The 17,141-nt window shown below is 68.6% G+C and carries 14 protein-coding genes and 1 pseudogene; 12 read left to right on the top strand and 3 right to left on the bottom strand.

Annotation, left to right across the window (positions count from 1 at the left end):
• The first annotated feature begins 36 nt into the window (after positions 1–36).
• Positions 37–1,389, top strand: a complete 1,353-nt coding sequence (locus IPG68_10330) for a UDP-N-acetylmuramate--L-alanine ligase (protein ID MBK6763627.1) — start codon at positions 37–39, stop codon at positions 1,387–1,389.
• Positions 1,386–2,249, top strand: a complete 864-nt coding sequence (locus IPG68_10325; GenBank protein MBK6763626.1) for an FtsQ-type POTRA domain-containing protein — start codon at positions 1,386–1,388, stop codon at positions 2,247–2,249. The genes IPG68_10330 and IPG68_10325 overlap by 4 nt, the downstream gene beginning before the upstream one ends.
• Positions 2,250–2,251: 2 nt before the next feature.
• Here IPG68_10325 and IPG68_10320 read toward each other — a convergent pair.
• Positions 2,252–3,740 (bottom strand): annotated as a pseudogene (locus tag IPG68_10320) (multicopper oxidase domain-containing protein).
• A 364-nt stretch (positions 3,741–4,104) separates the two neighbouring features.
• On the opposite strand from IPG68_10320, the gene ftsZ reads away from it, so the two are divergent.
• The 5 genes from ftsZ (at position 4,105) to IPG68_10295 (ending at position 7,441) form a co-directional block, all read left to right on the top strand.
• Positions 4,105–5,265, top strand: coding sequence for a cell division protein FtsZ (gene ftsZ / locus IPG68_10315; GenBank protein MBK6763625.1), 1,161 nt, complete (start codon positions 4,105–4,107; stop codon positions 5,263–5,265).
• Complete coding sequence (locus IPG68_10310) at positions 5,262–5,969, top strand: laccase domain-containing protein (GenBank protein MBK6763624.1); 708 nt, start codon at positions 5,262–5,264, stop codon at positions 5,967–5,969. The genes ftsZ and IPG68_10310 overlap by 4 nt, the downstream gene beginning before the upstream one ends.
• Positions 5,966–6,712 carry a YggS family pyridoxal phosphate-dependent enzyme gene (locus tag IPG68_10305; protein MBK6763623.1) on the top strand — a complete coding sequence of 249 codons (747 nt, stop codon included), beginning with the start codon at positions 5,966–5,968 and terminating at the stop codon, positions 6,710–6,712. The genes IPG68_10310 and IPG68_10305 overlap by 4 nt, the downstream gene beginning before the upstream one ends.
• Before the next feature lie 194 nt (positions 6,713–6,906).
• Positions 6,907–7,146, top strand: coding sequence for a cell division protein SepF (locus IPG68_10300; GenBank protein MBK6763622.1), 240 nt, complete (start codon positions 6,907–6,909; stop codon positions 7,144–7,146).
• Positions 7,147–7,243: 97 nt separating this feature from the next.
• On the top strand, positions 7,244–7,441 hold the full coding sequence (locus tag IPG68_10295; protein MBK6763621.1) for a YggT family protein: 198 nt from the start codon (positions 7,244–7,246) through the stop codon (positions 7,439–7,441).
• Between the two features lie 12 nt (positions 7,442–7,453).
• Here the strand turns inward: IPG68_10295 and IPG68_10290 are convergent, their stop codons facing one another.
• On the bottom strand, positions 7,454–10,549 hold the full coding sequence (locus IPG68_10290) for an isoleucine--tRNA ligase (protein MBK6763620.1): 3,096 nt from the start codon (positions 10,547–10,549) through the stop codon (positions 7,454–7,456).
• Between IPG68_10290 and IPG68_10285 the strand changes: the two genes are divergently transcribed.
• From IPG68_10285 to IPG68_10265, 5 genes are all read left to right on the top strand, one after another.
• Positions 10,494–10,913, top strand: coding sequence for a DUF167 domain-containing protein (locus IPG68_10285; GenBank protein ID MBK6763619.1), 420 nt, complete (start codon positions 10,494–10,496; stop codon positions 10,911–10,913). The two genes, IPG68_10290 and IPG68_10285, sit on opposite strands and share 56 nt — an antisense overlap.
• Positions 10,914–11,110: 197 nt before the next feature.
• Positions 11,111–11,617 carry a signal peptidase II gene (lspA, locus tag IPG68_10280; GenBank protein ID MBK6763618.1) on the top strand — a complete coding sequence of 169 codons (507 nt, stop codon included), beginning with the start codon at positions 11,111–11,113 and terminating at the stop codon, positions 11,615–11,617.
• A complete protein-coding gene (locus IPG68_10275; protein MBK6763617.1) occupies positions 11,614–12,525 on the top strand; it encodes an RluA family pseudouridine synthase in 912 nt (303 codons plus the stop codon). The genes lspA and IPG68_10275 overlap by 4 nt, the downstream gene beginning before the upstream one ends.
• Positions 12,526–12,609: 84 nt before the next feature.
• Positions 12,610–16,143, top strand: coding sequence for a DNA polymerase III subunit alpha (gene dnaE, locus IPG68_10270; GenBank protein ID MBK6763616.1), 3,534 nt, complete (start codon positions 12,610–12,612; stop codon positions 16,141–16,143).
• Positions 16,140–16,652: a hypothetical protein gene (locus IPG68_10265; protein ID MBK6763615.1), complete on the top strand. Its 513-nt coding sequence runs from the start codon at positions 16,140–16,142 to the stop codon at positions 16,650–16,652. Before dnaE ends, IPG68_10265 begins: the two co-directional genes overlap by 4 nt.
• On the opposite strand, the gene ybaK is transcribed toward IPG68_10265, so the two are convergent.
• Positions 16,618–17,106 (bottom strand): Cys-tRNA(Pro) deacylase, encoded by a 489-nt coding sequence (gene ybaK, locus IPG68_10260; GenBank protein MBK6763614.1) that lies wholly within the window; start codon positions 17,104–17,106, stop codon positions 16,618–16,620. The genes IPG68_10265 and ybaK overlap by 35 nt on opposite strands.
• Positions 17,107–17,141 lie beyond the last annotated feature (35 nt).

Below are 17,141 nucleotides of genomic sequence, written 5' to 3'. Positions count from 1 at the left end.
GAGTCGGTGCACATCCTGGGCATCGGTGGCGCCGGGATGAGTGCACTGGCCAGGCTGCTGCTGGCCCGCGGCGTGCGGGTCAGCGGGTCCGACGCGAAGGACTCCCGGCGCCTGGACGCCCTGCGGGCGCTGGGCGCGCAGTGCACGGTCGGGCACGACCCCGCGAACGTCGGCGAGGTCGGTGCCGTGGTCGTGTCCACCGCGATCGGGGAGTCCAACGTCGAACTGCGCGCGGCCCGCGAGCGCGGTATCCCCGTGCTGCACAGGTCCGTGGCGCTGGCCATGACCATGACCGGCCGGACCGTCCTTGCCGTTGCAGGCACCCACGGTAAGACGACGACGACATCCATCCTCACGGTCATCCTGCAGGCCTGTGGCCAGGATCCCTCCTTCGCCATCGGCAGCGAACTCAACGACTCCGGAGCCAACGCGCACCTGGGTACCGGTGAGGCCTTCGTGGTCGAGGCCGACGAGAGCGACGGGTCGTTCCTGCGCCTCGATGCCCGGGTGGGGATCGTGACCAACGTCGAACCCGACCACCTCAATTACTGGGGGACCGCGGAGGCCATGACCGCCGGGTTCCACGACTTCGCCACGGCGATCGGCGGTCGTGGCGGCTACCTGGTCGTCTGTCAGGACGACCCGGGGTCCGCCGCACTGGCTCTTGCCGCCAGGGCTGCTGGCGTGGATGTGCGCACCTACGGGGTGGCCGAGGACAGCGACTACCGCATCCACGTCGAGGATCTGACGCCAGACGGGTCGGTCTTCCGGGTGCAGGGACCGTCACTCGGCGACGTCACCTGCCGCATCGGGGTCGCCGGCCTGCACAACGTGCTCAACGCCACCGCCGCAGTGGTCGCGGCCGTGGGTCTGGGCCTGCCCCCGCAGGAGGTGGCGGCCGGGGTGGAGCAGTTCGTCGGCACGCGGCGGCGTTTCGAGTTCCGCGGTGAGGTGGCCGGGGTGCGGGTGTTCGACGACTATGCGCACCATCCGACGGAGATCGCGGCCACGTTGCGCGCTGCGCGCGCAGTCGTGGGGGCCGGGCGCATCCGCGTGGCGTTCCAGGCCCATCACTACTACCGGACGGCCATGTACCTCGACGAGTTCGGCGCCGCCCTCGGCCTGGCCGATTTCGTCGTCGTCCTGGAGGTCTTCGCGCCGGGCGAGGAGCCGATCCCCGGAGCCAGCGGTCAGGGCATGGCCGATGCGGTCCCCTTGCCCGCCGAGCAGGTCGTGTTCGAGCCCTCCTGGTCGGCGGTGGCTGCCCGTCTGGTCGCAGATGCGCACTCCGGCGACATGATCATGACGCTGGGGGCCGGGGACATCAGCCTGCTGATCCCCGAGGTGCTCGACCTGCTGGCACGCACTCTGGACGAGGTGGGACCGTGACCATCACCGAGCCCAAGCAGGAGCACACCGGGGCGCCGGCATCGCGTCGCAAGTGGGTTGTCGCCGGGGCTGCGGTGCTGGTCGCAGGCGGGGCAGCGGTCTATGCGGCGGGCTGGACCGGTGCCATGGGCGTGTCTGCAGTGAAAGTGGAAGGTACTACCTCCATGGATCCTGGGCAACTGGTGAGCGTGGCAGGCATTCCCAAGGGAACCCCCATGATGCGCGTGGACGTGCGCGCGGCCACCGCGCGGCTCTCGGATCTCCCGCAGGTGGCGTCGGTGGACGTGCACCGGCAGTGGCCACGGACCGTTGTCATCACGGTGTCCGAACGCACCGCGGTGGCAATGCAGAAGGCCGCAGATGGGTGGGAACTACTCGACGAGAACGGTGCTGCGTTCGCCGTGGCATCCGAGAAGCCCAAGGACCTTCCCACCGTCGAACGTTCCCCGGACGAGGCCGCGAACACGGCCATGCTGCAGGCGCTGGCCGGGATGTCGCAGCAGGTGCGTGCCCGCGTCGCCTCGATCTCCGCGGAGTCACCGAACAGCCTGATGCTGCAACTGCGCAAGTCGCAGGCCGTGGTGAGTTGGGGCTCAGCGGCGGATTCCGACTACAAGTCCGCGGTGTTGTCGGTGCTGCTGGGCACCGATTCCGGCTGGTACGACGTGTCCAACCCGGACACCCCCACCACGGCCGACGGCCCGCCGATCCCGGCGACTCCGTCGCCGTCGGCCAGCCCGCAGGGGTCGGTCGCGCCCACACCGGCCGCCTCCCCGGAAGCGGGGCTGGACACTCCCACCCCGACCCCCACGCCGAGCGTCGCAGCTGCGGAGACCCCCGGGGGGGTCGTGGCCGACTGAGGTCACATGGCCATGCCGTGCGGGGGGTGTCCCGCGCTCTGGCCCGGCTTCACCACCACGAACTGCCCCATCACGCCCATGTCCTCGTGCAGCAGCAGGTGGCAGTGGAACATGTACGGCCATTCCCGGGTCGGCGTAGTCGGTGAACCGCACGAGGATCCGCACGGTCGACTGGGGCGCCACGTACATGGTGTCCTTGTAACCCGCCAACTCCGGCGGGGGCGGATCCGCGTCCCGCGACAGGATCCGGAACTGCACGTTGTGCACGTGGAAGTTGTGCGGCTGCCGGTCCTGGTTGGTGACCTCCCAGATCTCCGGGGTGTCCACAGGCACTGCCAGGTCGATGCGTGCCATCTGCATGGGCCGGCCATTGATCGCCCGGCCCTGGATCCGGAAAGAGCGGGTGGTCTGGGCGGTCGTGGGATCTGGCGGCGGGAGGGCGGTCAGCTGCGGGGCCGGCGCGGGGGAGGGCCGCAGCGTGGCCGCCGCCCTCAGCTCCGTGACGGTGAACGTCCCGCCGCTGTAGCGGGCATCTGCGCCCGTGCCGAGGTCGGGCGGCGTGCTGTTCAGCTGCACCGTCTCTGCGGGCCGCATGCGGACCACGATCTCGGCCCGTTCGCCGGGGGAGAGCTGGACGCGCTGCGCTGGAACTGGTCCCGCGAGGAGGCCACCATCAGAGGCCACGATGTCGAACGTTCGGTCGTCGTTGAAGCCGAAGGCGTAGGCGCGGGCGTTCGAGGCGTTGAGCAGTCGCAGCCGGATCGCCTCAGTGGTCACCGGGAGGTAGGTGCCGATCTTGCCGTTGGTGACGATGGTGTCACCGAGGAATCCGGTGGAGGGCCCCTGCGCCGGTTCCGGATCGACGATGAGTTGTCCGTCCGCCGTGAAACTCTTGTCCTGCACGATCAACGGCACGTCGTCCACGCCGTACTCGCCGGGCAGGCCGGCATCTGCGGCACCAGGGTCATCCAGGATGAGCATCCCCGCCACACCTCGGTACACCTGTTGGGCGGTCTGCCCGTGGGGATGGGAGTGGTACCAGAGAGTCGCTGCGGGTTGTCGCACGGTCCATTCCGGCTGCCATGTCCGGCCCGGATCGATCATGGAGTGAGGCCCGCCGTCGGACTTGGCCGGCACGTGTAGCCCGTGCCAGTGCAGAGTGGTCATCTCACCCAGCGAGTTGCGCACGACCGCACGCACCCGCTCACCGCGGTGCAGGCGGATGGTCGGACCCAGGTAGCTGCCATTGATGCCAAAGGTGTCGGCGAGTCCCCCCGGTTGTCCGAAGTCGGTGCGTCCGGTGCGGATCCGCAGGGGGACGACGGTGCGCCCGTTGCGATGCGAGGCCTGCGCCAGCGGCGGGATGGGCAGTGGCGTCACCGCGGGGTAGTCCTTGACGCCGGCACCACCACGTTCGCCAGGAGGCGTGCATGCCTGGGTCAGCGGGAGCAGCAGCAGAGCGGCCAGTCCAACACTCCCGGCCCGCACCATGGGCTCATTGTGTCGCACGGAACCTGGCCACCAACGTCCCCTCCGGTAGTCTCAACCTCACATTCAGCCTTAGAAATATGCCGATATTGCGCCCGTTTTCCGACATCTGGCGAAAAAGTCTCCGCCACTTTCCCACAAGTGCTTGCGCGGGCCATTCCTCGTACTAGTCTCCTGTGCAGAGCCCGCATCAGGGGGTTTGTGAACCTCAAGTTGAGGTTGATGGCGATCGATGCGGCTACTTCCCCCAGCCGGTCTGCGAGGACCGGACAACACAGCGCAGTGTGTGCTCTGCCGTGCTCTGCGCTGCCATGTCGGGTTCGACCTGAACCTGAGATGGATACTCCGACTTGAGAAAGGATTTCTGGTGGCCGCTCCCCAGAACTACCTCGCAGTGATCAAAGTTGTCGGCATCGGCGGTGGCGGCGTCAACGCCGTGAACCGCATGATCGAGTTCGGGCTCAAGGGCGTCGAGTTCATCGCGGTGAACACCGACGCGCAGGCCCTGCTCATGTCCGACGCCGACGTGAAACTCGACATCGGACGGGAACTTACCCGTGGCCTCGGCGCCGGCGCCGATCCGGAGGTGGGCCGCAAGGCCGCCGAGGACCATGCCGAGGAGATCGCCGAGGTTCTGCGCGGTGCCGACATGGTGTTCGTGACCGCAGGTGAGGGCGGTGGCACCGGCACCGGCGGCGCGCCCGTCGTGGCGCGCATCGCCAAGGAGATCGGTGCTCTGACCATTGGTGTCGTCACCCGGCCGTTCATGTTCGAGGGCCGCCGACGCGCCACCCAGGCGGAGAGCGGCATCGACGCCCTGCGCGAGGGGGTCGACACCCTGATCGTGATCCCCAACGACCGGCTGCTGGCGCTGGCCGACCGCACGATCTCGATGATCGACGCCTTCAAGCAGGCAGACCAGGTCCTGCTGCAGGGCGTCTCCGGCATCACCGACCTGATCACGACCCCGGGCCTGATCAACCTCGACTTCGCCGACGTGAAGAGCGTCATGCAGGGCGCCGGTTCGGCGCTCATGGGCATCGGTTCGGCCCGCGGTGAGGAGCGGGCGCAGGTCGCCGCCGAGATGGCCATCTCGTCACCCTTGCTGGAGGCCAGCATCGAGGGAGCGCACGGCGTGCTGCTCAGCGTTGCAGGTGGCGCGGATCTCGGCCTGCACGAAATCACCGAGGCGGCCCGGCTGGTGTCCGACGCCGCTCACCCGGAGGCGAACATCATCTTCGGCACGGTCATCGACGACATGTTCGGCGACGAGGTCCGCGTGACCGTCATCGCTGCCGGCTTCGACGGCGGGGCGCCGCTGCCGCGCCTGACCGCGCCGGCGCGGGCGTCGCAGAACGACGGCTTCCACTCCAGCGCCACGGCGCCGCAGCGCGAGGCCATCGATCTGTCCAGCAGCAAGCAGGAGGTCGGCCGCCCACTGGCGCCGGCCACGCGGGCCGTGTCGTTCGAGGACGCCCCGGCCAGCAACGACGCCGACGACCTCGACGTCCCCGACTTCCTGAAGTGACCTCGGGCTCACTGCACGACGCCTCCTGGCTCGTCACCGACCGTACGGCCGGGGCGAGCCAGGGGGCGTTCGCCTTGGGGAACCTCGCCGTGCACGTCGGCGACGACCCCGCGGCGGTGAGCGCGAACCGAACAGCATTGGCTGAGCGAGTGGGGGTGTCCCAGGTGGTCTTCACCCGGGCCGCGCACTCGGCCACGGTCACCTATGTAGACAGCATCGTGCCCGACGTCGCGCGCAGCGACGGCCTGATGACGGACCGGCCGGGGCTGGCCATCGCGGCGCAGGGGGCCGATTGTGCGATGATCGGCATCGCCACCGCGGACGGCTGGATCGCTGCGGTCCACTGCGGCTGGAAAGGGCTGGTACTGGGTGTTGTGCCCGCGGCTCTCGAGGCGATGCGCGCCGCCGGGTCCACGCTCGAGGATCCACAGGCACACGTGGGACCGGTGATCTGCGCGCAGTGCTACCCCGTGGACGTGGGGCGGGCCGGCGAAGTGGCGGCGGTCGTCCCGGAAGCCGTCGTCGAGCGCCGCGGCACTGCAGCCGTGGATCTGCGCGCGGGCCTGGCAGCGCAGTTGGCCGGTCGCGGTGTGCACACGAGCTGGGACCACCGCTGCACCGCTGAGGAGCCGAGCCTCTACTCCCACCGACGCGACGGCGTCACCGGCCGGCAGGCACTGACCATCATCCGGCGGGCTGCATGAACGACGATCCGCGGACCCGGGAACTGGCCGAGAACCTGCACGCGGTGCAGAAGCGGGTGGCTGTCGCCTGCGCGGCCGCCGGGCGCCCGCCGGCCAGCGTGATCGTCGTGACCAAGTTCTTCGGCGCCGACGATGTGCGCCGCCTCGCCGCCCTCGGTGTGCACGACATCGGCGAGAACCGCGACCAGGAGGCCGTGGCCAAACATTCACAGTGCCTCGATCTGGATCTCACATGGCACTTCATCGGGCAGTTGCAGACCAACAAGGCGAAGTCCGTCGTGGGCTACGCGGACCTGGTGCACACCGTTGACCGCACTTCTCTGGTGCGCGCGCTGGACAAGGCGGCGCACACCGCCGGGAAGGTCCAGGATGTGCTGATCCAAGTGAACCTCGACCCGCCGGCGCGGGCGGGCCGCGGGGGGGTCGCGCCGCCCGGCGTGGACGGGCTGCTGACGGCTGTCAGGGCGGCCGACGGGTTGCGACTGCGCGGTGTGATGGGGGTGGCCCCGCTGGGGGAGGACCCGGCCCCGGCGTTCGCCGCGCTGGCCGCAGTGGCCGCGCACGTGCGTGGGCAGGTGCCGGAGGCGGACATCATCTCCGCCGGGATGAGTTCGGATCTGGAGGTGGCGGTGGCGTATGGCGCGACACACCTTCGGATAGGCACGGCTGTCATGGGCAGTCGGCCAACCGTCGGGTACCGTCCTTCTAAGGGCGGGAAGAACAACGAAGGAGAAGCGCATTGAGCACCTTGCGCCAGAAAGTCGCCGTGTACCTCGGGCTCGCCGAGGACGACTACGGATTCGAGTACGACGAGCGCCACGAGCGCGTTGAGCGCTCCTCGACGGCCCGTTCCGACATCGCGGTGGAGCAGAGCAGCACAGCGTTCGCGCCGACCTCCGGTCCGCGCCGGATCGAGGCGGCCTACGACGTCGTCCGGATGAGTCCGTCGGCGTACGCGGACGTGCGTTCCATCGGTGAAGGATTCCGTGCCGGTGACGTGGTCTCGATGGACCTGTCCGGTCTTACCGCGGACGACGCCAAGCGCATGATCGACTTCGCCTCGGGGCTGACCTTCGGTCTGCAGGGAACGATCGAGCGCATCGGGGGCAAGGTGTTCCTGCTCACGCCGAAGGGTGTGGAGGTCACTGCCTCCGTGCGGTCCGCACTGATCTCTTAGGCTCGTGACGTGAGCCCGGTCGCCAGCGTCATCGTCAACGTCCTCTGGCCTCTACCTGCTGGTGCTCATCGGGCGTTTGGTCTTCGACATCGTGCAGATGCTCGCCCGGGACTGGCAGCCGAAGGGCGTCGTCCTGATCATCGCCGAGATCATCTACACACTGACCGATCCGCCCCTGCGCTTGCTGCGCCGCATCATCCCCCCGATCCGCTTCGGCGGGATCGCCTTGGACGTGGCGTTCCTCGTGCTGTTCATCGGCCTGCAGATCCTCATCGCCGTGGTGGCGAGGTTCTGACCGGTCGGTGCCTTAGCCCCGCCGCAGCGCCACGCGCAGGTCCGGGTCCGACAGATCCATCGCCGCCGGTGCCGCCGCTTCGACGATCTCGGTGGCCAGCACCTCTCCTGCGATCATGTCGCCGTGTTCAGCGAACGCCTGCTCGACCCGTTCGTCGTCGGACTGCCACAACACAGTGATGCGGTCGGTGACCTCGAAGCCGGAGTCCTTGCGCGCCTGCTGCAGTGTCCGCACGATGTCGCGAGCGGTCCCCAGGACCAGGAGCCGGTCGTCGAGATGCAGGTCCAGCGCGACGGATTCGCCGCCCCCACTGGCCACGGTCCACCCCTCCTGGGGGACTTCTGTCACGATCACGTCGTCGATCGTCAGCGAAACGGGCGAACCTTCAACCTCGACCTGACCTTCACCTAGGCGCACGGCGGCCGCCAGCCGGGCGGGATCGGCCGCTGTGATGGCCGCGGCGACCACAGGTGTGCGCTTGCCGAACCGCTTGCCGAGGGTGCGGAAGTTGGGCTTGACGCTGACCTCCACGACGGCACCGGCGTCCGCCAGCGACTCCAGGGACAGCACGTTGAGTTCCTCGGCGATCTGCGTGCGCGCCTGCTCATCGAGCTCCGGCCACCGTTCGGCGGCCACCAGGGCCCGCGAGAGCGGCTGCCGGATCTTCATGCCGGATTCGGCGCGGGCGGCGCGGCCCAACTCGACCAACCGGCGGACCAGGGCCATCCGGGCCTCGAGATCGGGGTCGATGAGGTCGTCGGCCACGGCCGGCCAGGCTGCCAGGTGCACGCTGTCGACCTCCTCGGAGCGCGCGAACAGGTCCTGCCACAGCCGCTCGGTGATGAACGGCGTGAACGGCGCCATGATCAGGACCACGTCCCGCAGGCAGGCGTGCAGCGTCTGCAGTGCCGCCGGGTCCGCGTCCCAGAACCGCCGCCGCGAGCGGCGCACGTACCAGTTGGACAGGTCGTCGATCAGTTCGGCGATGAGGCGCCCAGCGGTCTGGGAGTCGAACTGGTCCAGCGCGGCATCCACCGCCCGCACCGTGCTGTGGGTGCGCGACAGCGCCCACCGGTCCATGAGGGTCGGCTCGGCGGTCCGGCCGGGCTCCCACTCGGCCAACCCGCCGTACAGCGCCTGGAAGGACGCGGTGCTCCACAGGGTCGACAGCACTTTGCTGACGACCTCCTGCATGGCCTCCGCACTGACCCGGCGGGCCTGTAACGGGGAGCCTGAGGCGAGCATGAACCAGCGCAGGGCGTCGGCGCCCTGCGCATCCATCAGCGGGATCGGCTCCAGCACATTGCCCAGGTGTTTGCTCATCTTGCGGCCCTCGGCGTCGAGGATGTGCCCGAGGCACAGCACGTTCCGGTAGGCGTTCTGCCCGGTCACGAGGGTCCCCACCGCCATGAGGGTGTAGAACCAGCCGCGGGTCTGGTCGATGGCCTCGCAGACGAAGTCCGCCGGGTAGGACTGCTCGAACTCCTCAGCGTTGGCCGCGGGGTAGCCGAATTGGGCGAACGGCATGGCCCCGGAGTCGTACCAGCAGTCGATCACCTCGGGCACGCGGGTGGCCGTCGCGTCGCACTGCGGGCAGTCGATGGTGATGTCGTCGACGTACGGCCGGTGGGGGTCGATCGCGCTGAGGTCGTCGCCGGCGAGCCGGGACAGTTCGGCGCGCGAGCCGACCGCGGTGAGATGGTCGTTGTCGCACCGCCAGATCGGCAGCGGGGTGCCCCAGTAGCGCGACCGCGACAACGCCCAGTCGATGTTGTTGCGCAGCCAGTCCCCGTAACGACCCCACTTGATCGTCTCCGGGTACCAGTTCGTCGCCTCGTTCTGGGCGAGCAGGGCGTCCTTGGCCGCCGTGGTGCGGATGTACCAGGACGGCAGCGCGTAGTAGATCAGCGGTGTGTGACACCGCCAGCAGTGGGGGTAGGCGTGCTCGTACGGCACCCGCTTGAACAGCAGTCCGCGGGCCGCCATGTCGGCCACGAGGTCCTCGTCGGCGTGTTTGAAGAACTGGCCACCCACCAGGGCGAGCGATTCGTCGAACGTGCCGTCGGTGCGCACCGGGTTGACGACCGGGAGGTTGTAGGCCCGGCACACGGCGAGGTCGTCGGCACCGAACGCCGGGGCCAGGTGCACGATCCCGGAACCGTCGCTGGTGGTCACGAAATCACCGAGGATCACGAAGTGAGCGTCCGGGATGTCGACGAGGTCGAAGGGCGGGCGGTAGTGGACCCCTTGCAGGTCGCTGCCCGCGAGCCGGTGCAGGATCTGCGCGTCGTCTCCGAGGGTGGCCCCGAGCAGGTCCTCTGCGACGACCAGGGTCCGATCTCCGCTGCGCGCCACCACGTACGTTGCCTCCGGCGAGACCGCCACGGCGGTGTTCGACACCAACGTCCAGGGCGTGGTGGTCCACACCAGCAACTGCACACCGGGGAAGCTCTCAACGAGATCGCCGTCGAGGACCTCGCAGGTCACGAACACGGAGGGATCCACGACGGTTTCGTACCCCTGCGCCAGTTCGTGATCGCTGAGCGTGGTCCCGCAGCGGGGGCAGTAGGGGGAGACGCGATGGTCCTGTTCGAGCAGGCCGTCATCGAAGATCTTCTTCAACGACCACCACACGCTGTCGATGTACTCCGGTGACATCGTCCAGTACGCCTGGTCCATGTCGACCCAGTAGCCCATGCGGGCGGTCATCTCGGAGAAGGCATCCACGTGCCGAAGGACGGACTCCCGGCACCGCAGGTTGAACTCACCGATGCCGTAGGCCTCGATGTCGGGTTTGCCGTTGAAACCGAGCTCGCGTTCGACCGCCAGCTCCACCGGCAAGCCATGGCAGTCCCAGCCGGCCTTGCGGGGCACGTGGTACCCCTTCATCGTCCGATAGCGGGGGTAGAGGTCCTTGAACACCCGCGCCTCGATGTGGTGCACGCCGGGGGTCCCGTTGGCGGTGGGCGGTCCCTCGAAGAACGTCCACTGCGGGCCGTCGGCGGTCTGTTGCAGGGAGCGGTGGAAGACGTCGTTCTTCTGCCAGAACGTGATGATTTCGCGTTCCATCGCGGGCAGGTCGATCTTCGCGGGCACCTGTCGGTACATTCGGCTCCTTCTTAGGACTCCCTTCGAGGGTAGCGACGTGGTGGTCGCTACCGGGTCGTACGGTGGCCGCGTGAGCGGTCGGCCCTTCCGGGGATCCATCCGGGTCAGGCCCGGGGCCAGTCGCACGGCCGTCGGCGGGCAGTACGGCGAACCCCCCGCCCTGGTGGTTCGCGTGACGGCACGCGCCGCCGATGGCAAGGCCAATGCCGCCGTGGTGGTCGCCCTGGCGCAGGCCCTCGGGGTGCCCCGCTCCCGGATCGCCATCGTCGCGGGTCGCACCGCTCGCAGCAAGGTCGTCGAGATCGCCGACCCGCCCGCGGACCTCGCGCACGGTTGGGCCGGGCTTCTGCAGGGGCGGGGGTGACCACAACTGGGCTGCCAAGGGCTCATTCCGCCCAGTTGTGGTCACCGCGAACGGGATAAGTCGGTCAAAACGGTCGCCCCACGAACCACAACTGGGCAGATGGCCGAAGTGCAGTACTGGTGATCGCCCATTTGTGGCGGTCTCCACCAGAGCCCCTGCCCGACCCGGGCCGGCCCGGCCTGTCTACCGTGGGCGGCATGAGGCATCCGGCCGTGCTGGTCGCGTGGGCCACGGCGGCGGCCGTGATCCTGGTCGACCAGTTGAGCAAAGCGTGGGCGGTGGCCACGCTGGAGGGTCAGCCCGATCGCCAGATCGTCGGGGAGTTGCTGCGGTTCAGTTTCGTGCGCAATCCTGGCGCAGCCTTCGGCCTGGGCGGGGGAGCCACGATTGTCTTCAGCCTGGTGGCGGTGGCCGTGGTTGTGGTCTTGGTGCGCATGTCGACCAGGTTGGTGTCCATGTGGTGGGCGGTGGCCCTGGGACTGATGCTGGGCGGGGCGGTGGGCAACTTCATCGACCGCGTGTTCCGGGAACCGGCCCCCTTGCAGGGCCACGTCGTCGACTTCCTGCGCCTGCCGAATTGGCCGGTGTTCAACGCGGCGGACATGAGTCTGGTGACCGCGGCGATCCTGATCGTGGCCCTGAGCCTGTTCAACGTCCCCTACGACCGGCCCCGCCACGAGCCGGCCGACGCCGCGGCCGCATGAGCGAGCGCACGTACCCCGTGCCGGACGGCCTCGACGGCCAGCGCCTGGATCAGGCGCTGGCGCGGATGCTGGGTGTGTCCCGCAGCCGGGCCGCTGATCTCGTGGACCATGCCCAGGTCACCGTCGATGGGGAGCTGGTGCCGAAGTCCTCGCGGGTGCTGGCCGACCAGACTGTCATCGTGCAGGACCTCGACGTGATTGCCGTACCGCCACCGGCCATGGACCTGCCGGTCCTGTACGTCGACGACGACCTGATCGTGGTGGACAAGCCGGTGGGCATGGCCGCCCATGCCAGCCCCGGTTGGGACGGTCCGACGGTGGTGGACGCCCTGGCCCGGGGTGGCTTCCAGATCGCCGCGGTCGGAGCCGATGAGCGGCAGGGTGTCGTGCATCGGCTCGACGTGGGCACCAGCGGGGTCATGGTGGTCGCAAAGTCCGCGCGGGCGTATTCGGCGCTGAAACGGGACTTCAAGGAGCGCCGGGTCGACAAGGTGTACCACGCGCTGGTCCAGGGCCATCCCGACCCGGCCACCGGGACCGTCGACGCCCCGATCGCCCGCGACCCCCGCCACGACCACAGGTTCGCCGTCGTGGCCGGCGGCCGGCCGAGCGTCACCCATTACCGGACGCTCGAGGGCCACCGCTTCGCGTCGTTGCTGGAGGTGACTCTGGAGACCGGGCGGACCCATCAGATCCGCGTGCACATGTCGGCCCTGCACCACCCGTGCTGCGGCGACACGGCGTACGGCGCAGACCCGGTCCTCGCCCAGCGCCTCGGGCTGCACCGGCAGTGGCTGCACGCCGTGCGCCTGGGATTCCGGCATCCCGCTTCCGGCCGTCCGGTGGAGTTCACCAGTGCCTACCCGGACGACCTCGCCCGCGCCCTCGAGGTGATCCGAGAGGCATGACCACCGGCGGGCGCGTCGCGATCCCGCGGTGTCATGACGTCGGCTTAGTCTGGAGACCCGTTCACGCACTCGTCGAGGTGATCCATGTCGGACTCGTTCGTGCATCTGCACGTGCACACCGAGTACTCGATGCTTGATGGTGCTGCCCGCCTCGACGATCTCTTCGCGGAGGCTGCCCGGTTGGAGATGCCAGCCATCGCGATGACCGACCACGGCAACGTGTTCGGCGCCTACGACTTCTACAAGAAGGGCCAGAAGTACGGGGTTAAGCCGATCATCGGCATCGAGGGGTACTACGCGCCCCAGGGCCGGCACACCAGAGCACCGTACGATTTCGGCGACGTGCCCGGTGACGACGTCGGCGAGGACGGCGTGCCCGCCTCGAAGGGCAAGCAGGCCTACACCCACATGACGGTCCTGGCCGAGACGACTGAGGGGATGCACAACCTCTTCCGGCTGTCGAGCATGGCCAGCATCGAGGGGTACTACCGCAAGCCCCGGTTCGACCGGGAGCTGCTCGACCGGTACGGCAAAGGCCTCATCGCCACGACGGGCTGCCCGAGCGGCGAGGTGAACATGTGGCTGCGATCGGGGCAGTACGAGCGGGCCCTGGCAGCCGCGGCCGACTTCCGGGACATCCTGGGGGCCGGCAACTTCTACTGCGAACTGATGGACCACGGCCTGGACATCGAGCGGCGCCACCGTGAGGACCTGCGGCGGATCGCGCGCACACTGGACCTCCCGCTGGTGGCCACCAACGACCTGCACTACGTGCGTGAGGAGGATGCCGCGGCCCATGACGTCCTGTTGTGCATCGGGACCCGGGCCACCGTGAACGACGAGAAGCGGTTCCGCTTCAACGGCTCCGGGTACTTCCTGAAGTCCCCGGAGCAGATGCGTGCGGTGTGGTCGGAACTGCCCGAGGCCTGCGACAACACACTGCTCATCGCGCAGCGGTGCAACGTCGAGTTCGACGACTCGGCCAACCTCATGCCACGCTTCGACGTCCCGGACGGTGAGACCGAGGAGTCCTGGCTGGCCAAGGAGGTCCTGCGCGGGCTGCAACAGCGGTTCGCCCCGCATCCTGTCCCGCAGACCCACCGGCAGCAGGCCGACTACGAGATCTCCGTGATCAACCAAATGGGGTACCCGAGCTACTTCCTCGTCGTGGCCGACCTGGTCCGCCACGCCAAGGAGAATGGCATCCGGGTGGGGCCTGGTCGCGGGTCGGCGGCGGGAGCGCTCATCGCCTGGGCGCTGGGAATCACCGAACTGGACCCGCTGGAACACGGCCTGATCTTCGAGCGCTTCCTCAACCCCGACCGGGTGTCCATGCCCGATATCGACATGGACTTCGACGAGCGCCGGCGTGGCGAGATGATCCGCTACGCCACCGAGAAGTACGGCGCCGACCAGGTCGCGCAGATCGTGACATACGGGTCCATCAAGGCCAAGGCCGCGATCAAGGACTCCGCCCGGGCACTGGGCCTGCCCTACGCGTTGAGCGACCAGATCACCAAGGCCATGCCGGACCCGGTGATGGGCAAGGACATCCCGCTGTCGGGGATCTTCGACCCCAAGCACCAGCGGTACGCGGAGGCCGCCGACTTCCGCACCCTGCATGACGGCGACGAGCAGGTGCAGCAGGTGGTGGCCACCGCCCGTGGCCTGGAGGGCCTGAAACGTCAGCCCGGGGTGCACGCCGCCGGCGTCATCTTGTCCCGCGCGAAACTGCTGGACGTCGTGCCGTTGTGGATGCGCGACGACGGCTCGATCATCACCCAGTTCGACATGGGTGCGTGCGAGGAACTCGGTCTGCTCAAGATGGACTTCCTCGGACTGCGCAACCTCACGGTGCTCGACGACTGCCTGGACAACATCGAGCGGAACAAGGGCGAGACAGTGGTGCTGGAGGAGTTGCCGCTGGACAACGCCGAGGCGTACCGACTGCTCGCCCGCGGGGACACCCTCGGGGTTTTCCAACTCGACGGCGGACCGATGCGTGCGCTGCTGCGCTCGATGAAGCCGGACTCCTTCGACGACATCAGCGCGGTGCTGGCCCTGTACCGGCCGGGCCCGATGGGTGCCAATGCCCACAACGACTATGCCGACCGCAAGAACGGCCGTAAGCCGGTTGAACCCATCCACGCGGAACTGGCCGAGCCACTCGAGGACATCCTCAGCGAGACCTACGGCGTGATCGTGTACCAGGAACAGGTCATGACCATCGCGCAGAATCTGGCCGGGTACAGCTTGGGTCAAGCAGACCTTCTGCGCCGCGCGATGGGCAAGAAGAAGAAGGAGATCCTGGACAAGGAGTTCGGACCCTTCGCCGAGGGCATGCGGGCCAACGGTTACGGCGACGCTGCGATCGCCAAACTGTGGGAAACGCTCGTCCCCTTCGCCGACTACGCGTTCAACAAGGCGCACTCGGCTGGCTACGGCCTGGTGTCCTACTGGACGGCCTACTTGAAGGCCAACTACCCGACCGAGTACATGGCCGCGCTGCTGGAGTCGGTCAAGGACAACAAGGACAAGAGCGCGATCTACCTGGCCGAATGCCGGCACATGGGCGTCAAGGTCCTGCCACCCGACGTCAACGACTCGCAGTCGCGCTTCACCGCGGTGGACGACACGATCCGCTTCGGGCTGTCGGCGGTGCGCAACGTCGGCGAGGCGGTCGTGGAGTCGATCATCGCCTCCCGCACGGCGAAGGGACGGTTCGGCGACTTCGAGGACTTCCTGGCCAAAGTCGAGGCCTCCGCGTGCAACAAGCGGGTGGTGGAGTCGCTGATCAAGGCCGGGGCGTTCGACTCTCTGGGCCACACGCGGCGGGGTTTGATCAGTGTCCACGAAGCCGCCGTCGACGAGGCGCTGAGCACCAAGCGCGCCGAGGCCATCGGACAGTTCGACCTTTTCGGCGACATGGCCCAGGACGAGCAGAGCGAGGAACTCGCGCTGCAGATCCCAGTCGGGGAGTGGGACAAGGCGGTGCTGCTGGCCCATGAGCGGGAAATGCTCGGGTTGTACGTTTCCGACCACCCGCTGTTCGGTCTCGAGGCGCAGTTGCGTTCGCTGGCCGACGGGGCGATCGCGGACCTCACCGGATCGGACAACGCCGACGGCCGGGTGGTCACCATCGCGGGGCTGGCCACGCAGGTGGCGCGCCGCATCACCAAGGGCGGCAAGCCTTACGCGCAGATGGCCATCGAGGACCTCACCGGCGAGATCCAGGTGATGGTCTTCCCCAAGGTGTACGAGGCGGTCTCGCCGTACTGCCATACGGACGCGATCCTGGTGATCAAGGGACGTCTGGACATCAGCGAGGACTCACCGCGGCTGATGGCCATGGAGGTGTCCGCCCCGGACCTGTCCGTGGACCGCAATAGTCCCTTCGTCGTCACCGTGGCGGCTCAACAATGCACCCCGGACACCGTGGAGCGGCTCAAGTCGGTCCTGGGCTCCCACCCGGGTGCCAGCGAGGTCCACCTGCAGATGGTGTCGGGCGGGCGCACCACGGTGCTGCGGCTCGACGAGGGCTTCCGGGTCTCCGCGACCTCGTCGCTCGGCGCGGACCTCAAGGCCCTGCTGGGACCGCACTGCATCCCGAACCCGTGAAGCGGTCACTGCTACCGGCCGGGGTGATCGCCCGGTACGTGGTGCTGGGTGCGGGGCTCGGGATCCCCGTCGGGGTTCTCTGGGTGTGGTGGGCACCACGGGTGCTCGTGCGGTCCTTGGCTGACGCCGATTTCGTCGATGCCTACCCGCAGGGCTTCGCCGTCGCGGATCTGACGCTGGGCACCTTGCTGCTCGCGGCCGGGCTGGGGATCGGCCTCGTGGCGGCTGTGCGTCTGCACCGCACGGGCTTCGTGGGCGGCTGGGCGCACGTCGTCGGCGCCATCGTCGCGGCGACGGTGTGCGCAGCAGTGGGCCGGGTGGTGGGCTGGTGGATCGCGGGTCGGGCCGCGGTCGAGCAGTCCGACGGGACGATCGCGCTGCCGGTCACGGTGGGCGCCGAAGGGGTACTGATCCTCGGTGCGTTCATGGCGCTGCTCGTGGTGGTGCTGGGCGCGGCCTTCTCGCGGGACCCGGTCACGAACGGATCGGGGCCGTCCGGGCCTTCGTGAGGGATATCAGGTCGTCGGGTTTGAGTTCGATGTCCAGTCCCCGGCGCCCGCCCGACACGTAGATCGTCGAGTGATCCAGCGCCGAGGCGTCGATGATGGTGGGCAGGTGCTTGCGCTGACCGATGGGCGAGATGCCGCCGACGACGTAGCCGGTGGTTTTCTCCGCGACCTTGGCGTCGGCGATCAACGCCCGCCCCGCCCCCAGTGCCGCTGCCAGGGCCTTGAGGCTCGGCTGGCTGCTGACCGGAACGCAGGCGACCACCAACTGCCCGTCGACGTCGGCCACCAGGGTCTTGAACACCCGCGCGGGGTCCAACTGCAGCGCCGCGGCCGCCTCGAGCCCGAACGCGGTCTCATCCGGGTCATGGCCGTACTCGTGCGCGGCGTACGGAGTGCCTGATTCCTGCAAGGCGACCAGCGCGGGCGTCGATGCGCTCTTCTTCTTGGCCGACACACCGATGAACCTACCCCGGACGGGCTTGGCCGGAC

This window comes from Micrococcales bacterium (assembly GCA_016703125.1).
In the GTDB taxonomy this organism is placed as follows: domain Bacteria; phylum Actinomycetota; class Actinomycetes; order S36-B12; family UBA10799; genus JADKAV01.
This window is presented reverse-complemented; position numbering and strand designations above follow the sequence as displayed.